A 23,046-nucleotide genomic window follows, 5' to 3' on the forward strand; every position below is an offset into this window, starting at 1 on the left:
CCGCCTCACTTCGCGCCGGAGGCAGCGGATGCGGGCGCCGCGGCGGCAGCCATGGCATTCGGGCTGGTCTGCGCCGGCGTGGCGCCTGCCAGGGCCACACTGGGCTGGTAGAAAGTGACTTTCTGGCCCGGCGACAGCACATGCACGCCGGCGCTCACGACCAGCATGCCGGCCTGCAGCCCCGAGGCCACGACCACGTCGTTGCCGTCGGCCGTGGCAACCTGGATGATTTGCGGCTTGACCGTCATGCTGGCCTTGTCGACCACCCACACGGCCGTGGACTTGCCTTCCTGGCGCAGCGCCGTGGTCGGCAGCTTGATCACGGGCACACCGACGGCGCTGCCCGATTCGGGCACCACATACACGGTGGCGCCCAGCGGCGGCGGCTCCTTGGCATCGATGGAGACCTTGACGGTATAGGTGCGCGTGACCGGGTCGCTGCTGGCGGCGACTTCGCGAACCTTGCCGGCCAGATCGGCGTTTTGCGACCAGACACGTATCTTGACCGCCGAGCCGGCCTTGATGCCGGCCACCTTGTCTTCGGGCACCGAGAACACCACGTCGCGCACGCCGTCGGCCGCGATGCGCACCACCGGCGTTCCCGCCGTCACAACCTGGCCCGGCTCGGCCTCGACGGCCGTCACCACACCCGACACATCGGCGACCAGCGCCGCGTAATTGGCCTGGTTGCCCTGCACGGCGAACTGCGATTGCGCCTGCTCGAGCTGCGCCTGCGCCGCCTTGAGGGTGGTCTCGCGGCGCTCCAGCTCAGCACCGCTGATGAAGTTCTGCTCCTTGAGCTCCTTGTAGCGCTTGAAGTCGGCGGCGGCCAGGTCGCGGTTGGTGGTGGCCGCGGCCACCTGGGCGCGGGCCGAATCGGCGGCCAGCCTGAAGTCCTGCGGGTCCAGTTGGGCCAGCACCTGCCCGGCCTTGACGCGCTGGCCGAGCTCGGCCTGGCGCTTGATGATCTTGCCGCCGACCCGGAAGCCCAGCCTGGACTCGACCTGGGCTTTGACTTCGCCCGCATATTCATGGCTGGACGAAAACGCGTTGGTCCCCACGGTGAGCACCTTCACGGCGCGAACCGGCTCTTCGGGTGGGGCGGGCTTGGAACAGGCGGCCAGCAATACAGCGGCGCCCACCACGGAGAAAACGGTTTTATTCATGGTCGGATTGGTGTGAAAACTCGGACGGCATGCAGCCAGAAGAAGCTTGGAAAACTCACTACTGACTGACCGGTTAGTAATCTAGGGTAAATGCTGAGGCTTGTCAAGCGACAATCGCCCGCATGACCCCAGGCCTCCAACAGCCCAGCGCCCCGGTTCCCCTTCAGGGGGTGTCGCACTATGAAAACTTCCCCGTCGCCTCGCTGCTGTGCCCGCCGCGGTTGCGCCCGCCCATCGCGGCGATTTACTGGTTCGCCCGCACGGCCGATGACATCGCCGATGAGGGCGAGGCCACGCCGCAGGCCCGGCTGGACGAGCTGGCCGCCTACCGCGCCGACCTGATGGCGACCGCGGCAGGTTTGCCGCCGTCCCCGCGCTGGGTGCCGGTCTTCGCGCAATTGAGTCCACAGCTGGCCCGGTTCGAACTGCCCGTCAACCTGCTGGCCGACCTGCTGAGCGCCTTTGAGCAGGACGCGGTCAAGCAGCGTTATGCCGACGAGGCCGAGTTGCTGGACTACTGCAAGCGTTCGGCCAACCCCGTGGGCCGGCTGCTGCTGCACCTCTACGGCATCCAGGACGCCGCTTCGCTGCACATGAGCGACGACATCTGCACCGCCCTGCAGTTGATCAATTTCTGGCAAGACCTGGGCGTGGACATCCCGCGCGGGCGCATCTACCTGCCGGCCGACGCCTGGGCTCGCCACGGCGTCGATGAAGCGCAATTGCTGGCGCTGCAAGCCAACCCGGCCACCCTCGCGCTGATCGCGGCCCATGTGCGCGCCGCCCGCGCCATGATGCTCAGGGGCGCACCCCTGTGCAAAATAATTCCCGGGCGCGGCGGCTGGGAGCTGCGCCTGGTGGTGCAGGGCGGCCTGCGCATCCTGGACAAGATAGAAGCGCAAGGCTTTAACACCTTGCAGCGGCGCCCCAAGCTCAAGCCCTGGGACTTGCTGCTGATGGGCTGGCGCGCCTTGCGGATGCGCTGATCCGGCCCCATGAAGACGCGGCATCCCATGTGACAATCGCCGCATGACGCCTGAGCAGTATGTCCAGCAAAAAGCCGCCGCATCCGGCAGCAGTTTTTATTACGCCTTCCTGTTTTTACCCAAAGAGCGGCGCGCCGCCATCACGGCTTTTTATGCCTTTTGCCGCGAGATCGACGACGTGGTCGACGAGGTCACCGACCCCGGCGTGGCCCGCACCAAGCTGGCCTGGTGGCAAACCGAGGTCCTGAAATCCTATGCCGGCGAGCCGACGCACCCGGTCATGAAAGCACTGATGCCGCTGGCCGCCACCTACCGCATAGAGGCGCGCCACTTGCAGGCCGTGATCGACGGCTGCCAGATGGACCTGGAGCAAAACCGCTACCTCGACTACCCCGGCCTCAAGCAGTATTGCCACCTGGTGGCAGGCATCGTGGGCGAAGTGGCCGCGCGGATTTTCGGCCAGGCCGACGAGGCCACCACCGCCTACGCACACAAGCTGGGCCTGGCTTTCCAGCTCACCAACATCATCCGCGACGTGGGCGAGGACGCGATGCGCGGGCGCATCTACCTGCCCGTCAACGAGCTGCAGCAGTTCGACGTGAAAGCGCACGAGATCCTGAAGCGCCAGTACTCCGACCGCTTTACCGCGCTCATGAAATTCCAGACCGAGCGCGCCCTGGCGCTTTACGACGAAGCGCTGGCCATGCTGCCCGAAACCGACCGCCGCGCGCAAAAGCCCGGCCTCATGATGGCCAGCATCTACCGCACCTTGCTGCGCGAGATCGCCGCCGACGGCTACCAGGTGCTGCACCAGCGCGTGAGCCTCACGCCGCTGCGCAAGTTCTGGCTGGCCTGGAAAACGCAGGCCTTCGGGCGAGTTGTCTGATCATGAGAGTCGCCGTCATAGGCGCGGGCTGGGCCGGCTGCGCCGCTGCCGTCGAAGCCACGCGCCTGGGCTACCAGGCCACGCTGTTTGAAACCACCCGCGTCGCCGGCGGACGCGCGCGCCGCGTGGGCGGCACCCTGCAGGGCGAGCCGGTGGTGCTGGACAACGGCCAGCACATCCTCATAGGTGCTTACGCCGAAACGCTGCGCCTGATGAAAGACCTGGGTGTGGACACCGAGGCCACGCTGCTGAGGATGCCGCTGACATTGCAGTTTCCCGATGGCGGCGGCCTGAAGCTGCCGCAGCTGCCGGCGCCGCTGGACGCGCTGGCCGGCATCCTGCTGGCGCGCGACTGGCCGCTGGGCGACAAGTTTTCCATGCTCAAGCTCGCGGTGGGCTGGCAGCTCAAGAAATTCCAGTGCGCGCCGGGCGAGTCGGTGGCCGACCTGTGCCGGGGCCTGGCGCCCGGCGCCATGGCCGCACTGATCGAACCGCTGTGCGTCTCGGCGCTCAACACGCCCGCCGAACGCGCCAGCGGCCAGGTGTTCCTGCGCGTGATGCATGACGCGCTTTTTTCGGAAACCGGCGGCTCCAACCTGCTGCTGCCGCGCACCGACCTCAGCACCCTGCTGCCCGATGCGGCGCTGTCCTGGCTGGCCGCGCAGGGCAATGCGCCGCAGCTGGGCGCGCGCGTGCAGGCCATCGCGCCTCTCGGCTCGGGCTGGGTCGTGAGCACCGATACCAGCGCGGCCTTCGACTGTGTGGTGCTGGCCTGCCCGCCGCAAGAGGCCGCACGCCTGGTGGAAGGCAGCGGCGTGGCTGCGGCGGACTGGCTGGCGCGCGCGCAGGGCTTGCAACACGAGGCCCTGACGACCGTCTATGCCTGGTCTTCGGGCGCGCGCCTGCCGCTTCCCATGCTGGCCTTGCCATCCAACGCGGCGGAGCCGGCCCAGTTCGTGTTTGACCGCGGGCAGCTGGGCGGCCCGGCCGGCCTGCTGGCCTTTGTGATCAGCGCCAGCAGCGGCGACAGCGCCACGCTGACCGCACAGGTGCTGGCGCAGGCGAAATCCCAACTCTGGCACCTGGGGCTGGGCGCCATGCAGGCTGTGCAGACCATTGTGGAAAAGCGCGCCACCTTTGCCTGCACGCCCGGCCTGTTGCGCCCCGGCGCCGAGGTCGCGCCCGGCCTGTATGCCTGCGGCGACTACATCGCCGGGCCCTACCCCGCCACGCTGGAAGGCGCGGTGCGCTCAGGGCTGGAGGCAGCCCGGCATCTTCATTAAGCGCCCTCAGGCGCTTTTGGCCAGCAAACGCACCGTGCGGTAAGCCGGCCGCGACAGGCAGCGCTGCAGCCACTCATCCACCCGCGGGCATTTCTCCATCAGCCCGGCCGCGCCCTGCACCCAGGCCAGCACCGAGGCCACGCAGATGTCGGCCGCGGTGAAACGCTCGCCGGCCAGGTAAGGCCTGGCCTGCAGGTGCTGATCGAGCACGCGCAGCGGTGTCAGCAGGTGGCGCTCGGCATCGTCGGCCAACTGGGGCTTGCGGCGGTCGGCCGGCATCAGGATGCGGTGCATCAAAAACGCCAGCGCGTCTTTTTCGCACTCGGTAACCACCCAGAAGCTCCAGCGCAAAATCTCGGCCTGCTCGGCATGGTCCTGCGCGGCCAGCAGCGGCACCCCGGGCGCCTTGAAACGCTCGGCCAGGTAGAGCACGCAGGCCAGGGACTCCCAGACCAGCACGCCGTCATCGTCCACCACGGGAATGCGGCCGTTCGGGTTGATGGCCAGGAACTCCGGCGTGCGCGTGGCGCCACCCGTGAAGGGCAGCGGGATGTGTTCATGGGCCAGGCCCATCTCGTGGACCAGCCACAGCGGGCGCGCCGCGCGCGAGGCCGCCGTTCCATAAATCTTGAGCGTCATGCAAGCTCCTTCGGAAAAAGCCCTGAGGCACCGACCGGTATCAGCGCGGGAACAGGTCGCACAACTCGGTCAGCGTGGCCACCGTCTCGTGCGGCACCGCCGGGTGCGCCCACAACTGGTCGGATCGGTTGACCCACACCGTCTGCATGCCGCAATTGAGCGCGCCCAGCACGTCCAGCGTGGCATCGTCGCCCACATGCAGCACCTCTCCCGGCAGAACCTCCACCGCCCCGGCGGCGGCATGGAAGATGCGCGGGTCGGGTTTGCCCACGCCGAACTGCTGGGCGCTGATGCTGGCCTTGAAATAGCCGTCAATGCCTATGCGCTTGATGTCGGCATTGCCGTTGGACACCGCCACCAGCGGGTACCGGTCTGACAGGAACTCGAGCGCCAGCACCGCGTCCTCGAACAGCGTGACCTTGTTGCGCTCGTCAAAAAAAACATCGAAGGCGGGCTCGGCCAGCAGGGGGTCCTCGCGCGAGCGGTACAGCGCCAGCCGTATCGCCTCGCGGCGTATGGCGCTGAGGTTGTACTTGAGCTCGGGACGCGAGCGCGTGACATGCTCGCGGATTTCGTGCCGCGCGGCGGGGTTGGAAAACAGCGCCGCGGTCATGGGGGCATGCTGGCTGAGCCAGTCGTCCAGTGCTTTCTCGGCTCTTTCGATGGCCGGCCAGATGGGCCACAGCGTGTCATCGAGGTCTAGCGTGATGGCTTTGATGGTGGTCAGGTCGAGCATAGGAAAAGACTAAGGGATAGGCGAGAATAACCCATGTTTTTTCGCCCCCGCTTCGCTCCTGAACCGCCCTTCTCCCACGGCGCGCCGCCCGTCGGCCCGGCAGCCTCCTCCGCCACCGCCGTGCTGCTGTGCAACCTGGGAACCCCTGACGAAGCCACGGCGCCGGCGCTGCGCCGCTACCTGGCCGAATTTTTGGGCGACCCGCGCGTGGTCGAAATCCCCAAGCCGCTATGGTGGCTGATTCTGCACGGCATCATCCTGCGCGTGCGGCCCAAAAAATCGGCCGCCAAATACGCCAGCATCTGGATGAAGGAGGGTTCGCCGCTGCGGGTCTGGACGCAGAAGCAGGCCACCATGCTGCGCGGCTACCTGGCGGTGCGCGGCCACCCTGTTGAGGTGCGCTACGCCATGCGCTACGGCAGCCCGTCCATCGCCTCGCAGCTGAGCCAGCTCAAGGCCGATGGCGTGGAACGCGTGCTCATACTGCCCGCCTACCCGCAGTACAGCGGCACCACCACCGCCAGCGTGTTTGACGCGGTCTACCAGTGGGCGGCGCGCATACGCCGCATCCCCGAGCTCCGCTTCGTCAATCACTACCACGACCACGAGGGCTACATCAAGGCCCTGGCCGCCCGCGTGCGCGAGCATTGGCGCACCGAGGGCCGCGCCGAACAGCTGGTCATGAGTTTTCACGGCGTGCCCGAACGCACGCTCACGCTGGGCGACAGCTACCACTGCGAATGCCACAAGACCGCGCGCCTGCTGGCCGCGCAACTGGGCCTGGAGCCCGCGCAGTACAAGGTCACCTTCCAGTCGCGCTTCGGCAAGGCCAAATGGCTTGAGCCCTATACCGAGCCCACCCTGGTGGCCATGGCCCGAGCCGGCGTCAAGCGGGTCGATTTGATCTGCCCGGGTTTTACCGGCGACTGCCTGGAGACACTGGAAGAGATCAACATGGAGGCGCGCGAGGCTTTCCTGCGCGCGGGCGGCAAGGAGTTCGGCTACATCCCCTGCCTCAACGACAGCCACGAATGGATCGCGGGGCTGGCTGAGATCACGCAGCAGCACCTGGCGGGCTGGCCGGTGCAACAGGCCGATGCGGCGGCGCTGGTGGCCTCGCGTGAGCGGGCGCTGGCCCTGGGTGCGAAGAAATAGGCCGGTGCTCAAGCTTTCAGCTTGAGCAGCTGCACCATCAGCTGCGTGGTCTTCACATCGAAGTCGATAAAGCTGCCGAGGTCCGGCCCCGACATCCAGGACTGCTCCCAATAGCTTTCCTTGAGCGTCTTCTTCCAGAGCTCATAGGCCAGTGAAGCCTTCACGCCCTCCACCATCTCGGCCTGGCGCGCGGCCGGCACGCCGGCGCCGGTGAACACAGCGCGCCAGTTGGTGAGATCCACGTCCAGGCCCTGCTCGCGCACCGACTTGACGCCGTAAGCGGCTTTTTTGGAAGAGACACCGAGGGCGCGCAGCTTGCCGCCGGCCAGCTCCGCCCTGAAGGTGCCATAGCTCGAAACGCCGGCCGCCGCCTTGCCGCCCATCACCGCATCGACCAGCTCGAAGTTGCGCGCGAACGGCAGGTAAACCGCGTCTTCCGGCTTGGCGCCGGCGGCCTTGGCCAAGAGACCCGCAAACACATGATCGGCGCCGCCAACCGCGCCTATGGCCATGGGCGTCTGTTTGGCATTGCTGCGCAGGCGCTCCACCAGCTCGTTGATGGTCTTGAGCGGCGATGCGGCCGCCACCACGACCACCGGGTAGTCGCTGGTCAGGCGCGCAATCGGCTTGACCTTGCTGAGGTCCACGGCCGGCTTTTGCAATGCCAGCGCGCCAACGAGGTTGCTGTCGCCCATGAACAAGGCGTTGGGGTCGGCGCCGTACTTCTGCACATACCAGGCCAGGCCCGCGGTGCCGCTGCCGCCTTCCTTGTTCTCGTATTCGATCTCGTCGCTCAGGCCCTGGCCCACCAGCGCATCACCGAGGGCTCGGCCGGCTTCGTCGAGCGCGGTGCGGGACATGGCGGGAATGACGATGCGCAGCTTGGGCGCCAGCTTGCCCTTGGGTGCGGACTGGGCCCAAAGCGGTGCGGCCATTCCGAGGCCGGCGAGTGCACCCAGAACCGAGCGTCGTTGGATGGTCAGCATGTCTTTTTCCTCCCAAGGCCATGGTAGATGGAGTTTCCATGGCAATGGCTAGGTGTTTGATCCAGTGCCCGGACCCTTGCACCGGAGCACTTTTCATGCCACACGCAGAGGCACAGGCACCCGGGCATGCACCCGGGGCGCGTGCGGGCTCAGGCCTTGAGCTTGAGCAAATGCACCATGACCCGCGAAGTGGTCAGGTCGAAATCGATAAAACTCGCGAGGCTGGGGCCCGAAAGCAGCGAAGACTCCCAGTGGTTCTGCTTGAGCGTTTTCTGCCAGGACTCATGGCCGGTGGCCGCCTTCACGGCCTCCAGCATTTCCGCCTGGCGCGCCTCGGCCACGTTCTGGCCGGTGAAGACACCGCGCCAGTTGGCCATGTCCACGTCCACCCCCTGCTCACGGATGGAGGGAATGCCGAACACCGTGCGCTTGGACGACACACCGATGGCGCGCAGCTTGCCGCTGGCCAGCTCGTCGGCGAATTCGCTGTAGCCCGAAATGCCGGCCGCCGCCTTGCCGCCCAGCACGGCCTGCACCACTTCGGCGCCGCCGGCAAAGGGCAGGTACACCAGTTCTTCCGGCTTGCTGCCGGCCGCGCGGGTGAACACACCGGCGAACACATGGTCCACGCCGCCGGCGGAGCCGCCCGCGATGGGAACGTCCTTGGGATTGGCGCGCATGCGGCCGGCAAGGTCCGCAATCGTGCGCACCGGCGAATTGGCGGCGACCACCACCACGAGGTAGTCGCTGGTCAGGCGCGCGATCGGGCGGATGCGGCTCATGTCCACGGCGGGCTTTTGCAAGGCCACCGCGCCCACCATCACCATGCCGCCCATCAGCAGGGTGTTGGCGTCGCCGCTGTATTTTTCGGCATAGTAGGCCAAGCCTATGGTGCCGCCCTTGCCGCCCTTGTTTTCATACTCGATCTCATCCACCGCGCCGGCACCCACCAGCGCCGTGCCCAGGGCGCGGCCGGTCTGGTCCCAACCACCCCCGGCATTGGCCGGGATCACGATGCGCAGCTTGGGCGCCAGCTTGACCACCTTGGCTTTGGGTTGCGCGGCCGCCGGCGGCTTGGCCGCCGTCTGCGCCCACGCGGGGATGGCCCCGCCCCATGTCGCCAATCCCAGCCCTGCGAGTTTTTCCAGGGCAGCGCGTCGTTTGATGGTCAGCATGTCGTCTCCTTCTGTTGTTGGAACCTCAGCTTACAGTTTTGCTCCTCGTCCAGTATTTGGCAAGGCGTGGAAGTACCAGTACCGCCACCACAATCACGACCAGCGTGATCGACATGGGGCGCTGGAAAAACACCATGGCGCTGCCCTCGCCTATCGACACGGCGTTGCGCAGCTGCGCCTCCGCCAGAGGGCCCAGGATCATGCCGACCACCACGGGCGCGGTGGGAAAGTCGAAACGGCGCATCAGCACGCCCAGCAATCCGATGGCATAGAGCAGGAACAAATCGAAGGCGCTCTGGCGCATGCCGTAGGCGCCCACCGTCGCGAAGATCAGGATGCCCGCATAGAGCTGCGGCTTGGGGATCTTCAGCAGCTTGACCCACAGGCCCACCATGGGCAGGTTGAGCACCAGCAGCATGACGTTGCCGATGTACAGCGAGGCGATCAGCGCCCACACCAGCGCGGCGGAGGTGGTGAACAGCTGCGGGCCGGGCTGGATGCCGTAGTTCTGGAAAGCGCCCAGCAGGATGGCCGTAGTGTTCGAGGTCGGGATGCCCAGCGTGAGCAGCGGGATCAGCGCCGCCGTCACCGTGGCGTTGTTGGCCGCCTCGGGGCCGGCCACGCCTTCGATGGCGCCCTTGCCGCCGAACTCGGACTTGATCTCGGGGCTCGCCAGTTTCTTTTCCGTGGCGTAGCTCAGGAAGGTCGGTATCTCGGTGCCGCCGGCCGGGATGCAGCCGAAAGGCGTGCCGATCGCGGTACCGCGCAGCCAGGCGGGGATGGACCGCTTCCAGTCGGCCTTGGTCATGTGCACGCGGCTGAGCTTGTTCTGGTCTTCCACCGTTTTGCCCTCGTAGAGCACGGCGTACAGCACTTCCGCCACCGCGAACAGGCCCACGGCCACCAGCACAATTTCAATACCGTCCAGCAGTTCCGGGATGCCGCCGGTGTAGCGGCCCTGGCCCGAAATCTGGTCCAGGCCGACGCAGCCGGCGGCCAGGCCGACCAGCAGCGCCGTCATGCCGCGCAAGGTGCTTTTGCCCAGCACGGCGCTCACCGTGGTGAAGGCCAGCAGCATCAGCAGGAAATACTCGGGTGGGCCCAGCTTGACGGCGAACTCCGCCACAAAGGGGGCGAACAGCGTGACGATGACGGTGGCGATGGTGCCTGCCACAAACGAGCCTATCGCCGCCGTGGCCAGCGCCGCGCCGGCGCGCCCGCTCTTGGCCATCTTGTTGCCCTCCATGGCCGTGACCATGCTGGCGGTTTCGCCGGGCGTGTTCAGCAGGATGGAGGTCGTGGAGCCGCCGTACATGGCGCCGTAGTAGATGCCCGAGAAAAAAATCATCGAAGCGGTGATGTCGACCTTGGCGGTGATGGGCAGCAGCATGGCCACCGCCACCGCCGGGCCTATGCCGGGCAACACGCCCACGGCCGTGCCCAGGGCACAGCCCACGAGGCACCAGATCAGGTTGACCGGCGTGATCGCCGTGGCGAAACCCGCCATCAGGGCATTGAAGATGTCCATGTCAGATCCACCCCGTGTTCGTCAGGCCCGGCAGGTTGATCGCCAGGAATTTGGTGAACATCCAGAAGACCGGCGCGGAAATCAGCAGGCCCACCACGAGGTCGGTGGCCCAGGTGCGCGGTGCATTGACGCCCGTCTGGCCGCTGGCGCGGCGCAGGCCTTGCACCGCCAGCAGGTAGCACAGCGTGCAGCTCAGGATGAAGCCTATGGTGGTGATCAGCGCCGCATTGAGCAGCAGCCCCGCCGAAACCCAGGCAAAACCGGGCCAGTAGGCCTGCGCGGCGCCGGAAGGAGGATCCAGCTCGCGAAAGCCGCCGCTGCGCGCTTCCCAGATGATCCAGGCGCCGCAAACCGTGAGGCCGACGGAGACCAGCCAGGGCAGGAAGTTGGGGCCGACGCCGCCGTAGCCGGCCTCGGAGGAGATGCTGATCGCGCCGAAGGCCAGCGCCAGGCCGGTCAGCAGCACGCCGGCGCCGACCAGGGTTTGCGGCCAGGCGGCCGAGGGATCCGAAGTTGTTGTTGTCATCGTTATAGTTCCCGAAAGACGTGGGACGGACGTGAACAGTCTGGCGGCACGCCGCCCTTTCGTCAAATTTTCATCAAATCTGAACCCGGGACGGCGTGGCGCCCTTGCACACTTGCGCGTGCGAAGGCCCGAAGGCTCAGACCATGCCGGACTTGACCATGGTGGCGCGCAGGGCGGCGAAGTCGTCATCGACGAACTTGGCAAAAGCCTCGCCCGACAGGACGGCAGGCGTCCAGTCGTTCTTCTTCACGGCTTCGGCCCAGGCCGGCGACTTCAGCGCAGCCAGCACCAGGTCGGTCAGGGCCTTGCGCTGCTCGGCCGTGATGCCGGGGGCGCCGTAGACGCCGCGCCAGTTGCCGATTTCCACGTCTATGCCCTGCTCCTTGAGCGTGGGCACGTCCACGCCCGGCAGGCGCTTGCCGGAGGTCACGGCGATGGCGCGCATCTTGCCGGCCTTGATGTACTCGGCGAACTCGCTGTAGCCGCTGCCGCCCACCGTGACGTTGCCGCCCAGGATGGCCGCCGTGGCCTCACCGCCGCCGCGGAAGGCGACGTAGTTGATCTTGGAAGGATCGGCGCCGACCTTCTGCGCGATCATGGCCGCGGCGATGTGCTCGGTGGAGCCGCGCGAACCGCCGCCCCACTTCACGCTGCCGGGGTCTTTCTTGAGCTGGTCGACCACGTCCTTCATGGTCTTGAAGGGCGAATTGGCGGGCAGCACGAACACGTTGTATTCGCTTGAGAGGCGCGCGATCGGCGTGGCCTGCGACAGGCTCACCGGCGGCTTGCCGGTGATCAGGCCGCCCAGCATCACAGCGCCCATCACCATCAGCGCGTTGGGGTCACCCTTGGAGCCGTTGACGAACTGGGCCAGGCCCAGCGCGCCGGCGGCGCCGCCCTTGTTGTCGTAGGTCACCGTGTCGGCAACCTTGGAGTCGGTCATGGCCTTGCCCAGGGCGCGGCCCGTGGTGTCCCAGCCGCCGCCGGGATTGGCCGGAATCAACATCTTGATGTTGGCGGCCGCGGAGGCCGACAGGGGCAAGGCACCGGTCGCGGCCAGGGCCGCCAGGGATTTCAGAAAGGTATCGCGACGCATGGGAATGTCTCCTGTGGATGGGCGCCTGGGGCGCCCGGATGGCTGATAACCCGCCTATCATGCACCCCCTGGCTGTCAAACGGCTGTCCGGCGGGACTGGGGAAAGTGCTAATGTCTAGGGCCTGTTAACAGGCCCAAACAGGCCCTAACCCATGATGCCCACGGTGATGTCCACGGTCAAACTGCTGCTGGTGGAGGACGACGCCTCCATGCAGGCGGCGCTGCAGCGCGCCCTGGGCCGGCGCGGCATGGAGGTTTTCAGCTGCACCGACGGCCGCCAGGCCCTGGCGCAGTGGAAGGCCACACAGCCCGACGTGGTGGTGCTGGACCTGACCCTGCCCGGCCTGGACGGCCTGCAGGTGCTGGCGCAGGCGCGCGGCCAGGGCCTGACGACCCCGGTGCTGATCCTCACGGCCCGCGGCACCGTAGGCGACCGCATCGTCGGCCTGAACACCGGCGCCGACGACTACCTGCCCAAGCCCTTTGACCTGGACGAACTCGAGGCGCGGCTGCGCGCCCTGAGCCGGCGCCGCCCCGCGGCCGGCGCGGAGCCCGGCGCCGCGCCCCAATTCGTCGGCCACCTGCGCTATGACAAAGAAAGCGGCGCCATCTACCACCGCGACCAGGTGCTGGAACTCACGCCGCGCGAGCTGGCCCTGCTGCAGACCCTGATAGGCAAACTGGGCCACGCCGTGTCCAAGGAGCGCCTCTTCGAACTGGTGTTTCCCGGCGAAACCGACGTGCAGTACGAGGCCGTGGAAGTGGTGGTCTACCGCCTGCGCAAAAAGCTGGCCCAGACCGGCGTCACCCTGGTCACCTTGCGCGGCCTGGGCTACCTGCTGAAAGTGGATGCATGAGCGACCGGGAGCCTGTGCCGCCCGAACCCACAAGCCAGCGGGCCATCTCGCTACGGCGTTATCTGCTGACCGGCATCCTGCTTCCCGTCGGCCTGCTGATCATCGTGAACACCGCCAGCCTGTACCGCCAGGCGCTGGCCGCGGTCAACACCGCCTACGACCGCACCCTGCTGGCCTCGGCCAAATCCATAGGCGAACAGCTCGACGTGACCGGCTACGACGAACAGTCCGAACTGCGCGTGACCGTGCCCTATGCGGCGCTGGAGGCCTTCGAGGCCGACAACCAGAGCCGGTTGTTCTACCGCGTCTCCAGCCTCAAGGGGGAGCTGGTCTCGGGTTTTGCGCAACTGCCCTTCTGGCGCGGCGAGATCCCGATACGCCCGCCGTATTCGGCGCTGGTGGATTTTTACGACGACGTGTTCCGCGAGGAACCGGTTCGCGTCGCCGTGCTGCTGCAGCCCGTGGCCAGCGGCAAGGGCCGGGCCATGGCCGTGGTGCAGGTGGCCGAGACCCTGGAGCTGCGCAAGACGCTGGCGCGCAAGATCCTCTTTGACACCTTGTGGCGCCAGGCCGTGCTGCTGGCAGTGATCGCCCTGGTCGCGGTGGTCGTGGTGCAGCGCGCCACGCGGCCGGTACGCCGGCTCAGCGGCGAGCTCAAGGCGCGCCCCGAGGGCGACCTGACGGCCATTGCCGCCCCCGACGCGCCGCGCGAGCTGCTGCCGCTGATCGAGGCGACCAATCAGGTCATGGGTCGGCTGCAGCACCTGCTGGACAACCAGAAACGTTTTGTGCGGGACGCGGCTCACCAGCTGCGCACGCCGCTGGCGGTGCTCAAGGTACAGGTGCAGTCGGCGCTGCGCGGCGACATGGAGGCGCGCGACGCGCTCGGCGAGATCAACCAGACCGTGGACCGCGCCACCGTGCTGGCCAACCAGATGCTGGCGCTGGCCAAGGTGGAGCAACTGCGCCAGCAGGCCGACCTGCAGGCCATAGACCTGGCGCAGGTAGTGCGCTCGGTGGCGCTGGACCTCTCACCGTTGATCGCCGAAAAAGACATCGACTTCGAGATAGAAACCGTGCCCGCCCAGGTCAGATCGCATGAATGGATGCTGGGCGAACTCACGCGCAACCTGCTGCACAACGCCATCAAGCACACGCCGGCCGGCGGCCCGCTGGCCGTGCGCATCGTGCGCGACGCCAGCTTTGTCGCGATGACCTTGAGCGACAGCGGGCCCGGCGTGTCGGCCGAGCTGTCGGCGCGGCTTTACGAGCCGTTTTCGGCGGGCGACGTGCGCCACGGCTCCGGCCTGGGGCTGGCCATCTGCCGCGAGATCGTCGAAACCATGCATGGCAGCATCACCCTGGAAAACCGCGTCGTGCACGGCCAGGTCACGGGGCTGGACGCGGTGGTCCGCCTGCCCACGGCCTGAAGCGCCCACGCGCCCGGCAGGGGCGTTGGGTCTTGGTTCAAAATAGCCGCCAATGGATAAATTGCGCATCGACAAATGGCTGTGGGCCGCCCGCTTTTACAAAACCCGCGCGCTCGCGGTCGAGGAAATCGACAGGGGCCGGGTCAAGGTCAACGGTGCCGAAGCCAAGCCCGCGCGCGAGGTCAAGTCCGGCGACACCGTGTCGCTGCGCCAGGGCCAGGTCAACCGCACCGTGGTGGTACGCGGCATCAGCAGCCAGCGCGGCTCAGCCCCGGTGGCCCAGCAGCTCTATGAAGAAACCGAGGAAAGCCTGCGCCTGAAGGCCGAGGCCGCCGAGCAGCGCCGCCTGAACAGCGACCCGGCCGGCGCCCAGGAACACGGCCGCCCCACCAAGCGCGACCGCCGCACGCTGGACAAAGCCTGGAATAACCGCTGGAGCGCGTCGGCGGACTAAGAGCCGCTCAAGCCGCGTAGGCCCGCTGTGCCAAAGCCTGCGCCAGCAACGCGGCCGGGTCCACCAAGTCCAGTGTTTCCATGCCGGGCACCACGCTGAGCGCCAGCGGTATCTCGGTGCAGCCCAGTATCAGCGTGGAAAGCCCATGCCGCGCGGCCAGCGCCTCGGCTACGCCCGTGAAGCATTCGCGCGCCAGGGCCATGTTGCCCATTTTCACGCCCTCATAAATGCCGCGCATCAGGCGTTCGCGTTCTTCGGCCGTGGGTGTATGGCACTGCAGGCCGGCCTGGCGCAGCGCTTGGTCGTAGAGCCCCGCGCGGTAAGTGCCCTCGGTGGCCAGCAGTCCCACTTCGCGCACGCCGCGCGCGGCCAGCGTCCGCGCCACCTCGCGGGCCACGTGCAGCACTTCGAGCTGCGGGAAACGCTCCTGCAGCTGGCCGTGCCAGGCGTGGGCGGTGTTGCAGGCCACCGCGACCGTGGTAGCGCCCAGGGCCGCCAGCTTGCCCATGGCCTGCAGCATGGGGTCCAGCGGCTGGTGGCCGCCCGGCCCGGGCAGCTCCAGCGCCGTGCTGCGGTCGGGCACCGGCACCTGAGCCAGCCAGTGCTCGGGAAAGCCCTGGTCCGACACCGGAATGTCCAGCGCGCGCATGTGGTCTGCGCAAGCCTGGACAAACAGGCGCGCAAAATCCGCGCCCGCGGCAGGCCCCATGCCGCCCAGGATGCCGACCACGCGGGGTCTGTTCATGTCATTGCCTTTCAGTGTGAGTGGGCCCGGACAGCAAAATCCAGGCGAACGCCGGCCGCCTGTGCCTCAGGGCATCTGGCCGTTTCATGTTGTTGGGGGGGAAGAACTGCCGTCCTCACCGAGGCCGGCAGCGGGATGGCGTGAAGCCATCAACGGGGAGCGGCGCGCCGGCGCTCCCCGGCGGGCTTACAGCGCCGGCTTGTCGCTCAGCGCCTTGAGGTTGGCCTTGAGCTCCTCGCTCATAGGCAGGTTCAGGTTCACGCCCTTGGGCGGGATCGGCGAGGTGAACCACTTGGCGTACATCTTGGTGAACTCGCCGGACTTGATCAGGCGGGTGATGGTGCCGTCGACCAGCTTCTTGAACTCGGGGTCGTCCTTGCGCAGCATGCAGGCATAGGGCTCTACCTGCAGCGAGTCGCCGACGACTTCCAGCGAGGCCGGGTTCTTGGAATTGGCCATCAGGCCGAACAGCAGGATGTCGTCCATGGCGAAGGCCAGGGCGCGGTCGCTTTCGACGAGCAGCAGCGAGTCGTCATGGTCCTTGCCCAGGATCAGTTGCATGTCCAGCTTCTTGTCGGCGCTGTACTTGCGGATCACCTGCGCATTGGTGGTGCCGGTGGTGCTGGCCACCGTCTTTTTGGCCAGGTCGGCGTAGTTCTTGATGCCGGACGATTTTTTGACCAGCAGGCGTGTGCCGGTGTAGAAGTGGTTGATGGCAAAGGCCACGTCCTTGCCGCGCGCGGAGTTGTTGGTGGTCGAGCCGCACTCGAGGTCGTAAGTGCCGTTGACCAGCAGCGGGATGCGGTTCTGCGAGGTCACGGGCATGTAGGCGACTTCGAGGTTGGGCTTTTTCACCTTTTTGCGCACGTCGTCAATGATGGCTTCGGTCAGTTCCGCGGAAAAACCCACCGAGGTCTTGGAGCCGATCAGGTAGCTGAAAGGCACCGATGCCTCGCGATAGGACACCGTGATCTTGTTGCTGTCGGCGACCTTCTTCAGCGTCGGCACGGTTTGCGCGCCCGCGTTGGCGGCCAGGCCGGCTGTCAGCAGCACGGCGCTCATGAGGGTAGTGAATTTCATGCGTGTCCTTTCGGGGGCAATGGGTTGGTAGTTTCGGTAACCGGGAGTAAGCAGGCATCGCTAGTGTAGGAAGAGCCGCGCCCGGCGTGTCATTCATTTTCGCGTCAAACCCATGACAAAAACTCATGGTTTACCCAAGCGCACCGCCATGGGGCCCGGGGCATAACCAAAGGTCATGGCCGTGGGCGAATTCAGCATTGTTCAAACCCGCGCGCCTTGCGTACAGTCGCGTCCATTCGAGAAACAACAAGGGTTTTTATGCATGTGTGCGTGCTTGGTGCGGGAATCGTGGGCCTCGCGACCGCCTACAGCTTGCGCCGCGCCGGCCATGAAGTCACGGTGGTGGACCGCGCCAGCCCCGGCAGCGGCGCCAGCGGCGGCAACGGCGCCCAGCTGAGCTACTCTTACGTCCAGCCGCTGGCCGACCCGGCCATCTGGCGGCAACTGCCCAAGCTGCTGCTGTCGCCCTCCTCGCCGCTCAAGCTGCGCCCGCGCCTGGACACGCGGCAGTGGCTGTGGGGCCTGCGCTTCCTTGCAGCCTGCAACAGCAAGACCTCGCGGGGCACCACGGGCCAGCTGCTGTCGCTGGCGGCGCTGAGCCGCCAGTCCTTCGACGCCATGATGGCCGAGGAAAAACTCGACAACGATTTCTCCGCCACCGGCAAGCTGGTGCTGTATTCCGACGAAGCCGCTTTCGCGGCCGCGCAGCGCCAGATGCTGCTGCAGCGCGAACTGGGCAGCAACCAGGAAGCCGTCGACGCCGACCGCTGCGTGGAGATAGAGCCCGCGCTCAAAAGCCGCCATGGGCAGATCGCCGGCGCCATCTACACACCCGGCGAGTGCGCGGCCGACTGCCAGAAAACCTGCGACGCGCTGGGGGTGGTGCTGCGCCGGCTGGGCGTGCGCTTTCTGCTGGGCACGCCCATAGAGCAGCTGGTGCAGCGCGGCAAGTCCCTCGCCGCCGTGGCCACGCCGCAAGGCCACATCGAGGCCGAGCGTTTTGTCATGGCGCTGGGCGCAAATTCGGCCCTGGTGGCGCAGGGCCTGGGCCTGCACCTGCCGGTCTATCCGCTCAAGGGCTACAGCATCACGGTGGACGTCGCCCCCGCGGAGCATGCGGCGCCCTCGGTCAGCGTGACCGACAGCGCGCGCAAGGTGGTTTTCGCCCGCATAGGCTCGCGCCTGCGCGTGGCCGGCATGGCCGAACTCTCGGGCTACGACACGGCCGTGGACCCGGCGCAGATCGCCTCGCTGCAGGCTTCGACCGAGACGGTTTTCCCGGGCTGCAGCCGCTTTGACAACCTGCACCCCTGGGCCGGCATGCGCCCGGCCACACCCACCGGCCTGCCGGTGATAGGCCGGCACGCCAAAGGGCCGGACAACCTGTTCTTCAACACCGGCCACGGCGCGCTGGGCTTTACCCTGGCCTTCGGTTCGGCGCAGCGCATCAGCCGCATGATCGCGAGGTAAGTTACCCCCTTCCCGGCTCACTTCGTGTAGCCGGATCCCCCCGCAGGGGGCAACAGCAGCGGCCCGGCAAAGCCGGTTCCGCGCTGTTTCTTGCGAAGAGACCAGCAAGCCGCACCTAGGGTTTCAGGCGCGCTGCGTCAAGGCCTGCTGGAAGCAGCGCACAAACGCCCTGACCACCACCGAGCCGGGCTTGCCGGCCGGGAACAAGGCCTTGATGGGCACGGGGATCAGCGGCTCCAGCTCCAGCACGTCCACGCGCGCCGGGTCGGCCGAGGCCGCGGTGCAGGTATCGATCACGGCGATGCCCAGCCCGTGGTGGGCCAGCGCCAGCGCCGAGTGGTAGGTCTGCACCGTGATGGGGAACTCCAGGCCCACACCGGCTTCGCGGCAGGCCTGGTTGAGGCTGCGGCCCACCGGGTCCAGCGCATCCAGCCCGACCACCGGCGACTTGCTCAAGTCGGCCAGCGTGACGCTGCCGCGCTTGACCAGGCGCGAAGCCAGCATGCCCTTGGGCGCCACGCAGACCATGCGGCCGTCGGCCAGGTGCTCCTGCGCCAGCGCCGAATGCGCGACCGGGCTGAACAGAAAGCCGGCATCGGCCTCCTGCAACGCGAGCGCCGAGACGATTTGCGGCGAATGCAGGGCCTGCAGGGTGATAGCCACGTCGGCATGCTTGACGCGAAACAGCTTGATGGCGTGCGGCAGGATTTCATAACTGAGCGCCAGCACCGTGAGGATGCGCAGTTCCCCCGCGCTGCCGCCGGTCTTGAGGTTGGCGGCCAGGCGCTGCACTTCGTCGAGCTGGGCGAACAGGCGCTCGATGTGTGGGTACAGCGTCAGCGCTTCGGAGGTCGGCGTCAGCCGGCCCTTGCTGCGCTGGAACAGCGCAAAACCCAGCTGCAGTTCCGCATGCTGCAGGATGCGGCTCACGGCCGGCTGCGTGACGTTGATCAGGCGAGCAGCCCCGCTCACGCTGCCGGTCAACATGACGGCGTTGAAGACTTCGATGTGGCGCAGGCGCATGATGGGGGTCCGTAATCTGTTTCGGCGTGGAACACCGCGAATTATGGCGAACAGGCCCCAAGGCGCGAAGGTCGCTCGGCCCCGGGGATTTTTTCACGCTTTGTTTCATAATCGTCCGTCCACGTTTTTCCCGAGTCGGAAATACGCGTTCGCTCAGTAAACTGCGGCATATTCCGCCGGACCCGAATCCCCGTTACCCCAAGCTGCATGCGCCTCAGAATCTACCTGGTTGAAGACAGCCCCGTCATCCGCGACAGCCTCGCGGAATCGCTGGAGGAACTGGCTCGCGCGCGCATCGTGGGCTGGGCCAGCAAGGAAAGCGAAGCGGTCCAGTGGCTGAACGAGAACAAGGCCTCCTGGGACCTCGCCATCGTCGACCTGTTTTTGCTCGAGGGCAGCGGCCTGGGTGTGGTGATGAATTGCCGCGAGAGGGACTTGCGGCAAAAGGTCATCGTCCTGACCAACTACGCCACGCCCGCCGTGCGCGAACGCTGCCTGGCCATAGGGGCCGATGCGGTGTTCGACAAGTCCAATGAGATCGACGAGTTCACCCGCTACGCGCTCGAGGAAGTCGAGCGGGCCGCGGGCTCTACGCAGTGGTGAAGCAGCCGGCAGGCCGCCGGCACACCTGAATCACGCGGCGGCCGCCGCGGCCAGCAGCCAGTCCCGGAAGATGCGCATGCCCGCCGTCGCCCGCCGCGATTTGAGCCGGGTCAGCCAGTAGCCGCCGGTTTCGATTTCCACCGCGAACGGCCGCACCAGGCGCCCGCCCTGCAGTTCACGCGCGAACATGTTCACCGGCAGCAGCGCCACACCGGCGCCCTGCGCGGCCGCCTCGGCCATGGTCAGCGAAGAATCAAACACCACACCCCTGACCACTGGGCAGGCCACCCCGGCCGCGGCAAACCAGCGCGCCCATTCATCGGCCCGGTAGGAGCGCAGCAGCAGCTCCCTGGCCAGGTCGGCGGGCTCGCGCAGGCCCCGTGCCAGCGCGGGCGAACACATGGCCGACAGCGGCGACACCAGCAGGGGCTCGGCCTCGGTGCCGTGCCAAGCGCCGTCACCGAAGCGGATCGCGTAGTCCAGGCCCTCGCCGGCCAGGTCGACGCGGTTGTTGTTGGTGAAGAGGCGAAAGTCGATAAAAGGATGGGCGCGCTGGAAATCCCGCAGGCGCGGAATCAGCCAGCCGACGGCGAAAGTGCCGACCGCGCCCACCGTCAGTACCTCGCGGAATTGCCCGTCCTTGAACTGCTCCAGCACCGAGCCCATGCGGCCGAAAGACTCCGCCAGCACCGGCAGCAAGGCCAGGCCCTCGTCGGTCAACGCGAGGCCGCGCGGCAGTCGGCGAAACAGCGGCACGCCCATGCGCTCCTCGAGGTTCTTCACATGCTGGCTGATGGCGGTCTGCGTCACGTTGAGCTCATCGGCCGCCCGCGTGAAGCTCAGGTGCCGGGCCGAGACCTCAAAGGCGCGCAAGGCATTCAGAGGAAGGTGCATAAGCGTCAAGCCCCAGATTTACTTATGGATAGCCTTGATTATTGCCGTTTGTTGGATCGCCGGGCCCTTGTTATCGTCACGGCCTTGTTCAATAACTTCAGAGGAAAACACATGCAGAGACGGCAGTTTTCAGGTGCGCTGGGCGGGCTGGTGGTCGCGGGCGGGCTGTTCGGTTACACCCAGAAATCATTGGGCGCCGGCGGCAGGCCCGGTAGTTCGACCCCGGCATCCGTCACCCGGCGCCTGGTGGCCATCGAGAAAACCAGCGGCGGCCGGCTGGGCGTTTCCATGCTCGACACCGGCAGCGGCGCGAAATACGGCTACCGCGCCGGCGAACGCTTTCCGATGTGCAGCACCTTCAAGCTGCTGGCGGCCGCCCTGGTGCTGCATCGCGTCGATAGCGGCCAGGAGCAGCTGGGCCGAAGAATCCCCATCGCGGCCGGCGACATCCTGCCCCACTCGCCCACCACACAGCAGCACATAGGCCCGCAAGGCTTGCCCATGGCCGCGCTGTGCGAAGCGTCCATCATCGTCAGCGACAACGCCGCCGCCAACCTGATGCTGGCCAGCTTCGGCGGCCCGGCCGGGCTCACGGCCTACCTGCGCGGCCTGGGCGACAAGATGACAAGGCTGGACCGCACCGAGCCCGAACTCAATGAATCAGCGCCCGGCGACGTTCGCGACACCACGACGCCGGACGCCATGCTGGCGACGGTTCACAAGCTCACACTGGGTTCGGCGCTGTCCGATGCCTCGCGCCAGTTGCTAGTCCAATGGCTGCAAGCCAACACCACCGGCGACCGCCGCCTGCGCGCCCTGCTGCCGCCGGGCTGGCGTGTCGGCGACAAGACAGGAAGCGGGGCCCGCGGCTCCACCAACGACGTGGGCCTGATCTGGCCGCCTGGTGGGCGCGCGCCTTTGCTGGTGGCGGCTTACCTTACCGGCACCAAACAGCCGGCTGCGCAACGCGATGCCGCGCTGGCACAGGTGGGGCAGCTTGCGGCGGCTTTGGTGCAGTGATGAGTTTTTGGCAGACGCAAAAAAGCCGCCCTAAGGCGGCTTTTTATACTGGCGGAAACGGAGGGATTCGAACCCTCGATGCGCTACTTACCGCCGATCAAGGCAAATAGGACATCTGGAAACCGGCAACTGCCGGTTTTTTTACCCCGAGTGCTCTCATCTCTTTTCTTGCTTCCTTAGCTCTGCTTTTGTTTCAGCTTCCTCGAGCCGTTGCATCAACCTGCGGCGCTGAGCAGCCACTACATCGCCTCTAAACCATTGGGCCAGTATTGCACCAACGCCAATTGATGCCCAGCCTAGATAAAAGTTGACATTCATTAGTGGAATGCCACCGACAAGAAGCACAAGACCGAGGACAAAGAATTTCATGTTTACTACCTATGACTCACCGGTATTGTGGAGCCATCCATCGTTAGATGCGGACGCGAGCGCGAGTATTATGCGTCGCAAGCGGAGAAACTACTTTAGAACGGGTGTTGGCAATGAATGACAAGAAAGAGTTTGATGCTGCCGGCGAAATATTCATGGATGCGTTTTTTAAAGTACATCCGAGGGACTCTTTGCCTAAATGGTTCTCTCGCTACACCACTTGCGGTGGACAAAAGGGTCGCGACGGTATTTGGGTATTCGCCATTACCGCTATCTTGGCTTCCTCCTTGCGGCCTGGGCAGACCTGGGAGCCGGATCAGAGGGGCGGCTATTCATTAATTGCGACCGACCCCGTATCGGGGACCCGAAGTGCAATTATTTCGGCAACATCAAATGAAAGCGATGCCCTGAAGATTTTTGAGGCCCGAATAGACTCCCTGACGAGGGGCGTTTCCGTCACACTTGATACAGATATTGACGGCCTAAATAGTGAAGCATTGCTCCCCATGTCGCAGGTGAAGTATTCATGATGCTTTGCCGTATCAAGAGGCATTTTCAGTATTCTCAAAGCGTCAGGCTTCCATGGTGTTAAGTTTCGCGTTGCTGTGACCTACCTTTTTCGCAGTCGCTTGACCCCATCAAAACCCTGAAATGTGGATCGCCAGTCCTGCGCAAAAGAGCACCACCGGTGGCCCAGCGCTCGATGAAAAAACGGATCAAACAAGCGCGAAAATCCACAGCGGGACTGGTCTCGCCAGCCGTGCGCGGTGGCTGACGGCGCAGGACATAAAAAAACCGACTCCTCCTTGCGGAGAGAGTCGGTAGTTTTGGCGGAAACGGAGGGATTCGAACCCTCGATGAGGCTCTACACCCCATACTCCCTTAGCAGGGGAGCACCTTCGGCCACTCGGTCACGTTTCCAATAAATCGATTATCTCA

At 66.2% G+C, this 23,046-nt stretch carries 24 protein-coding genes and 1 tRNA gene; 11 read left to right on the forward strand and 14 right to left on the reverse strand.

Translation table 11 applies throughout. The features are described from left to right. Positions 1 to 5: 5 nt before the first annotated feature. On the reverse strand, positions 6 to 1,166 hold the full coding sequence (locus BLQ85_RS05540; RefSeq protein ID WP_074575349.1) for an efflux RND transporter periplasmic adaptor subunit: 1,161 nt from the start codon (positions 1,164 to 1,166) through the stop codon (positions 6 to 8). Between the two features lie 122 nt (positions 1,167 to 1,288). Here BLQ85_RS05540 and hpnC point away from each other — a divergent pair, with 122 nt between their 5' ends. From hpnC to hpnE, 3 genes are read left to right on the forward strand one after another with little or no spacing between them, the layout of a single operon-like run. Further along, positions 1,289 to 2,152, forward strand: coding sequence for a squalene synthase HpnC (gene hpnC, locus BLQ85_RS05545; RefSeq protein ID WP_074575350.1), 864 nt, complete (start codon positions 1,289 to 1,291; stop codon positions 2,150 to 2,152). Positions 2,153 to 2,195: 43 nt separating this feature from the next. Then, positions 2,196 to 3,038, forward strand: a complete 843-nt coding sequence (hpnD, locus tag BLQ85_RS05550; RefSeq protein ID WP_074575351.1) for a presqualene diphosphate synthase HpnD — start codon at positions 2,196 to 2,198, stop codon at positions 3,036 to 3,038. Between the two features lie 2 nt (positions 3,039 to 3,040). Next, the gene (gene hpnE / locus BLQ85_RS05555) at positions 3,041 to 4,321 is read left to right on the forward strand and encodes a hydroxysqualene dehydroxylase HpnE (protein ID WP_074575352.1); all 1,281 of its coding nucleotides are present in this window, start codon (positions 3,041 to 3,043) and stop codon (positions 4,319 to 4,321) included. A 6-nt stretch (positions 4,322 to 4,327) separates the two neighbouring features. On the opposite strand, the gene BLQ85_RS05560 is transcribed toward hpnE, so the two are convergent. After that, on the reverse strand, positions 4,328 to 4,960 hold the full coding sequence (locus BLQ85_RS05560) for a glutathione S-transferase family protein (protein WP_074575353.1): 633 nt from the start codon (positions 4,958 to 4,960) through the stop codon (positions 4,328 to 4,330). A 40-nt stretch (positions 4,961 to 5,000) separates the two neighbouring features. Beyond that, a complete protein-coding gene (locus BLQ85_RS05565; RefSeq protein WP_074575354.1) occupies positions 5,001 to 5,696 on the reverse strand; it encodes an HAD family hydrolase in 696 nt (231 codons plus the stop codon). Positions 5,697 to 5,729: 33 nt separating this feature from the next. Between BLQ85_RS05565 and hemH the strand changes: the two genes are divergently transcribed. Continuing rightward, positions 5,730 to 6,851, forward strand: a complete 1,122-nt coding sequence (hemH, locus tag BLQ85_RS05570; protein ID WP_074575355.1) for a ferrochelatase — start codon at positions 5,730 to 5,732, stop codon at positions 6,849 to 6,851. Between the two features lie 8 nt (positions 6,852 to 6,859). On the opposite strand, the gene BLQ85_RS05575 is transcribed toward hemH, so the two are convergent. From BLQ85_RS05575 to BLQ85_RS05595, 5 genes are all read right to left on the reverse strand, one after another. Then, positions 6,860 to 7,837: a Bug family tripartite tricarboxylate transporter substrate binding protein gene (locus tag BLQ85_RS05575; protein ID WP_074575356.1), complete on the reverse strand. Its 978-nt coding sequence runs from the start codon at positions 7,835 to 7,837 to the stop codon at positions 6,860 to 6,862. Positions 7,838 to 7,986: 149 nt separating this feature from the next. Beyond that, positions 7,987 to 9,012, reverse strand: a complete 1,026-nt coding sequence (locus BLQ85_RS05580; protein ID WP_074575357.1) for a tripartite tricarboxylate transporter substrate binding protein — start codon at positions 9,010 to 9,012, stop codon at positions 7,987 to 7,989. A 25-nt stretch (positions 9,013 to 9,037) separates the two neighbouring features. After that, the gene (locus tag BLQ85_RS05585; RefSeq protein ID WP_074575358.1) at positions 9,038 to 10,540 is read right to left on the reverse strand and encodes a tripartite tricarboxylate transporter permease; all 1,503 of its coding nucleotides are present in this window, start codon (positions 10,538 to 10,540) and stop codon (positions 9,038 to 9,040) included. Between the two features lies 1 nt (position 10,541). Then, the gene (locus tag BLQ85_RS05590) at positions 10,542 to 11,066 is read right to left on the reverse strand and encodes a tripartite tricarboxylate transporter TctB family protein (protein ID WP_074575359.1); all 525 of its coding nucleotides are present in this window, start codon (positions 11,064 to 11,066) and stop codon (positions 10,542 to 10,544) included. A 136-nt stretch (positions 11,067 to 11,202) separates the two neighbouring features. Then, on the reverse strand, positions 11,203 to 12,162 hold the full coding sequence (locus BLQ85_RS05595) for a Bug family tripartite tricarboxylate transporter substrate binding protein (protein ID WP_007870542.1): 960 nt from the start codon (positions 12,160 to 12,162) through the stop codon (positions 11,203 to 11,205). Positions 12,163 to 12,314: 152 nt separating this feature from the next. On the opposite strand from BLQ85_RS05595, the gene BLQ85_RS05600 reads away from it, so the two are divergent. Genes BLQ85_RS05600 through BLQ85_RS05610 form a run of 3 tightly spaced genes read left to right on the forward strand, consistent with a single transcriptional unit; the run spans position 12,315 to position 14,903 of the window. Further along, on the forward strand, positions 12,315 to 13,019 hold the full coding sequence (locus BLQ85_RS05600; protein WP_083336753.1) for a response regulator transcription factor: 705 nt from the start codon (positions 12,315 to 12,317) through the stop codon (positions 13,017 to 13,019). Then, entirely contained in the window at positions 13,016 to 14,449 is a 1,434-nt protein-coding gene (locus BLQ85_RS05605) for a sensor histidine kinase (RefSeq protein WP_074575360.1), read from the forward strand. The genes BLQ85_RS05600 and BLQ85_RS05605 overlap by 4 nt, the downstream gene beginning before the upstream one ends. A gap of 52 nt (positions 14,450 to 14,501) precedes the next feature. Beyond that, positions 14,502 to 14,903 (forward strand): RNA-binding S4 domain-containing protein, encoded by a 402-nt coding sequence (locus BLQ85_RS05610; protein ID WP_074575361.1) that lies wholly within the window; start codon positions 14,502 to 14,504, stop codon positions 14,901 to 14,903. 7 nt (positions 14,904 to 14,910) lie between these two features. On the opposite strand, the gene BLQ85_RS05615 is transcribed toward BLQ85_RS05610, so the two are convergent. Then, positions 14,911 to 15,648: an aspartate/glutamate racemase family protein gene (locus BLQ85_RS05615; protein ID WP_074575362.1), complete on the reverse strand. Its 738-nt coding sequence runs from the start codon at positions 15,646 to 15,648 to the stop codon at positions 14,911 to 14,913. A 186-nt stretch (positions 15,649 to 15,834) separates the two neighbouring features. Then, on the reverse strand, positions 15,835 to 16,728 hold the full coding sequence (locus BLQ85_RS05620) for a transporter substrate-binding domain-containing protein (RefSeq protein ID WP_007870531.1): 894 nt from the start codon (positions 16,726 to 16,728) through the stop codon (positions 15,835 to 15,837). Between the two features lie 258 nt (positions 16,729 to 16,986). Between BLQ85_RS05620 and BLQ85_RS05625 the strand changes: the two genes are divergently transcribed. Beyond that, positions 16,987 to 18,198 carry a D-amino acid dehydrogenase gene (locus BLQ85_RS05625; protein WP_074575363.1) on the forward strand — a complete coding sequence of 404 codons (1,212 nt, stop codon included), beginning with the start codon at positions 16,987 to 16,989 and terminating at the stop codon, positions 18,196 to 18,198. Between the two features lie 123 nt (positions 18,199 to 18,321). On the opposite strand, the gene BLQ85_RS05630 is transcribed toward BLQ85_RS05625, so the two are convergent. Then, entirely contained in the window at positions 18,322 to 19,221 is a 900-nt protein-coding gene (locus BLQ85_RS05630) for a LysR family transcriptional regulator (RefSeq protein WP_074575364.1), read from the reverse strand. 207 nt (positions 19,222 to 19,428) lie between these two features. Between BLQ85_RS05630 and BLQ85_RS05635 the strand changes: the two genes are divergently transcribed. Further along, positions 19,429 to 19,824, forward strand: a complete 396-nt coding sequence (locus tag BLQ85_RS05635; RefSeq protein ID WP_074575365.1) for a response regulator — start codon at positions 19,429 to 19,431, stop codon at positions 19,822 to 19,824. Positions 19,825 to 19,854: 30 nt separating this feature from the next. On the opposite strand, the gene BLQ85_RS05640 is transcribed toward BLQ85_RS05635, so the two are convergent. Next, positions 19,855 to 20,718 (reverse strand): LysR family transcriptional regulator, encoded by an 864-nt coding sequence (locus BLQ85_RS05640; RefSeq protein WP_074575366.1) that lies wholly within the window; start codon positions 20,716 to 20,718, stop codon positions 19,855 to 19,857. 111 nt (positions 20,719 to 20,829) lie between these two features. On the opposite strand from BLQ85_RS05640, the gene bla reads away from it, so the two are divergent. Next, positions 20,830 to 21,738 (forward strand): class A beta-lactamase, encoded by a 909-nt coding sequence (bla, locus tag BLQ85_RS05645; RefSeq protein ID WP_083336754.1) that lies wholly within the window; start codon positions 20,830 to 20,832, stop codon positions 21,736 to 21,738. 156 nt (positions 21,739 to 21,894) lie between these two features. Here bla and BLQ85_RS24160 read toward each other — a convergent pair whose 3' ends face one another. Then, the gene (locus tag BLQ85_RS24160) at positions 21,895 to 22,107 is read right to left on the reverse strand and encodes a hypothetical protein (RefSeq protein ID WP_139200901.1); all 213 of its coding nucleotides are present in this window, start codon (positions 22,105 to 22,107) and stop codon (positions 21,895 to 21,897) included. A gap of 113 nt (positions 22,108 to 22,220) precedes the next feature. Between BLQ85_RS24160 and BLQ85_RS24165 the strand changes: the two genes are divergently transcribed. Next, entirely contained in the window at positions 22,221 to 22,637 is a 417-nt protein-coding gene (locus BLQ85_RS24165; RefSeq protein WP_139200902.1) for a hypothetical protein, read from the forward strand. A 298-nt stretch (positions 22,638 to 22,935) separates the two neighbouring features. Here the strand turns inward: BLQ85_RS24165 and BLQ85_RS05650 are convergent. Beyond that, a tRNA-Ser gene (locus tag BLQ85_RS05650) sits at positions 22,936 to 23,028 on the reverse strand. Positions 23,029 to 23,046: the final 18 nt, after the last annotated feature.

The sequence above is a fragment of the Polaromonas sp. JS666 genome, from assembly GCF_900103405.1.
Taxonomy (GTDB): Bacteria; Pseudomonadota; Gammaproteobacteria; order Burkholderiales; family Burkholderiaceae_C; genus Polaromonas.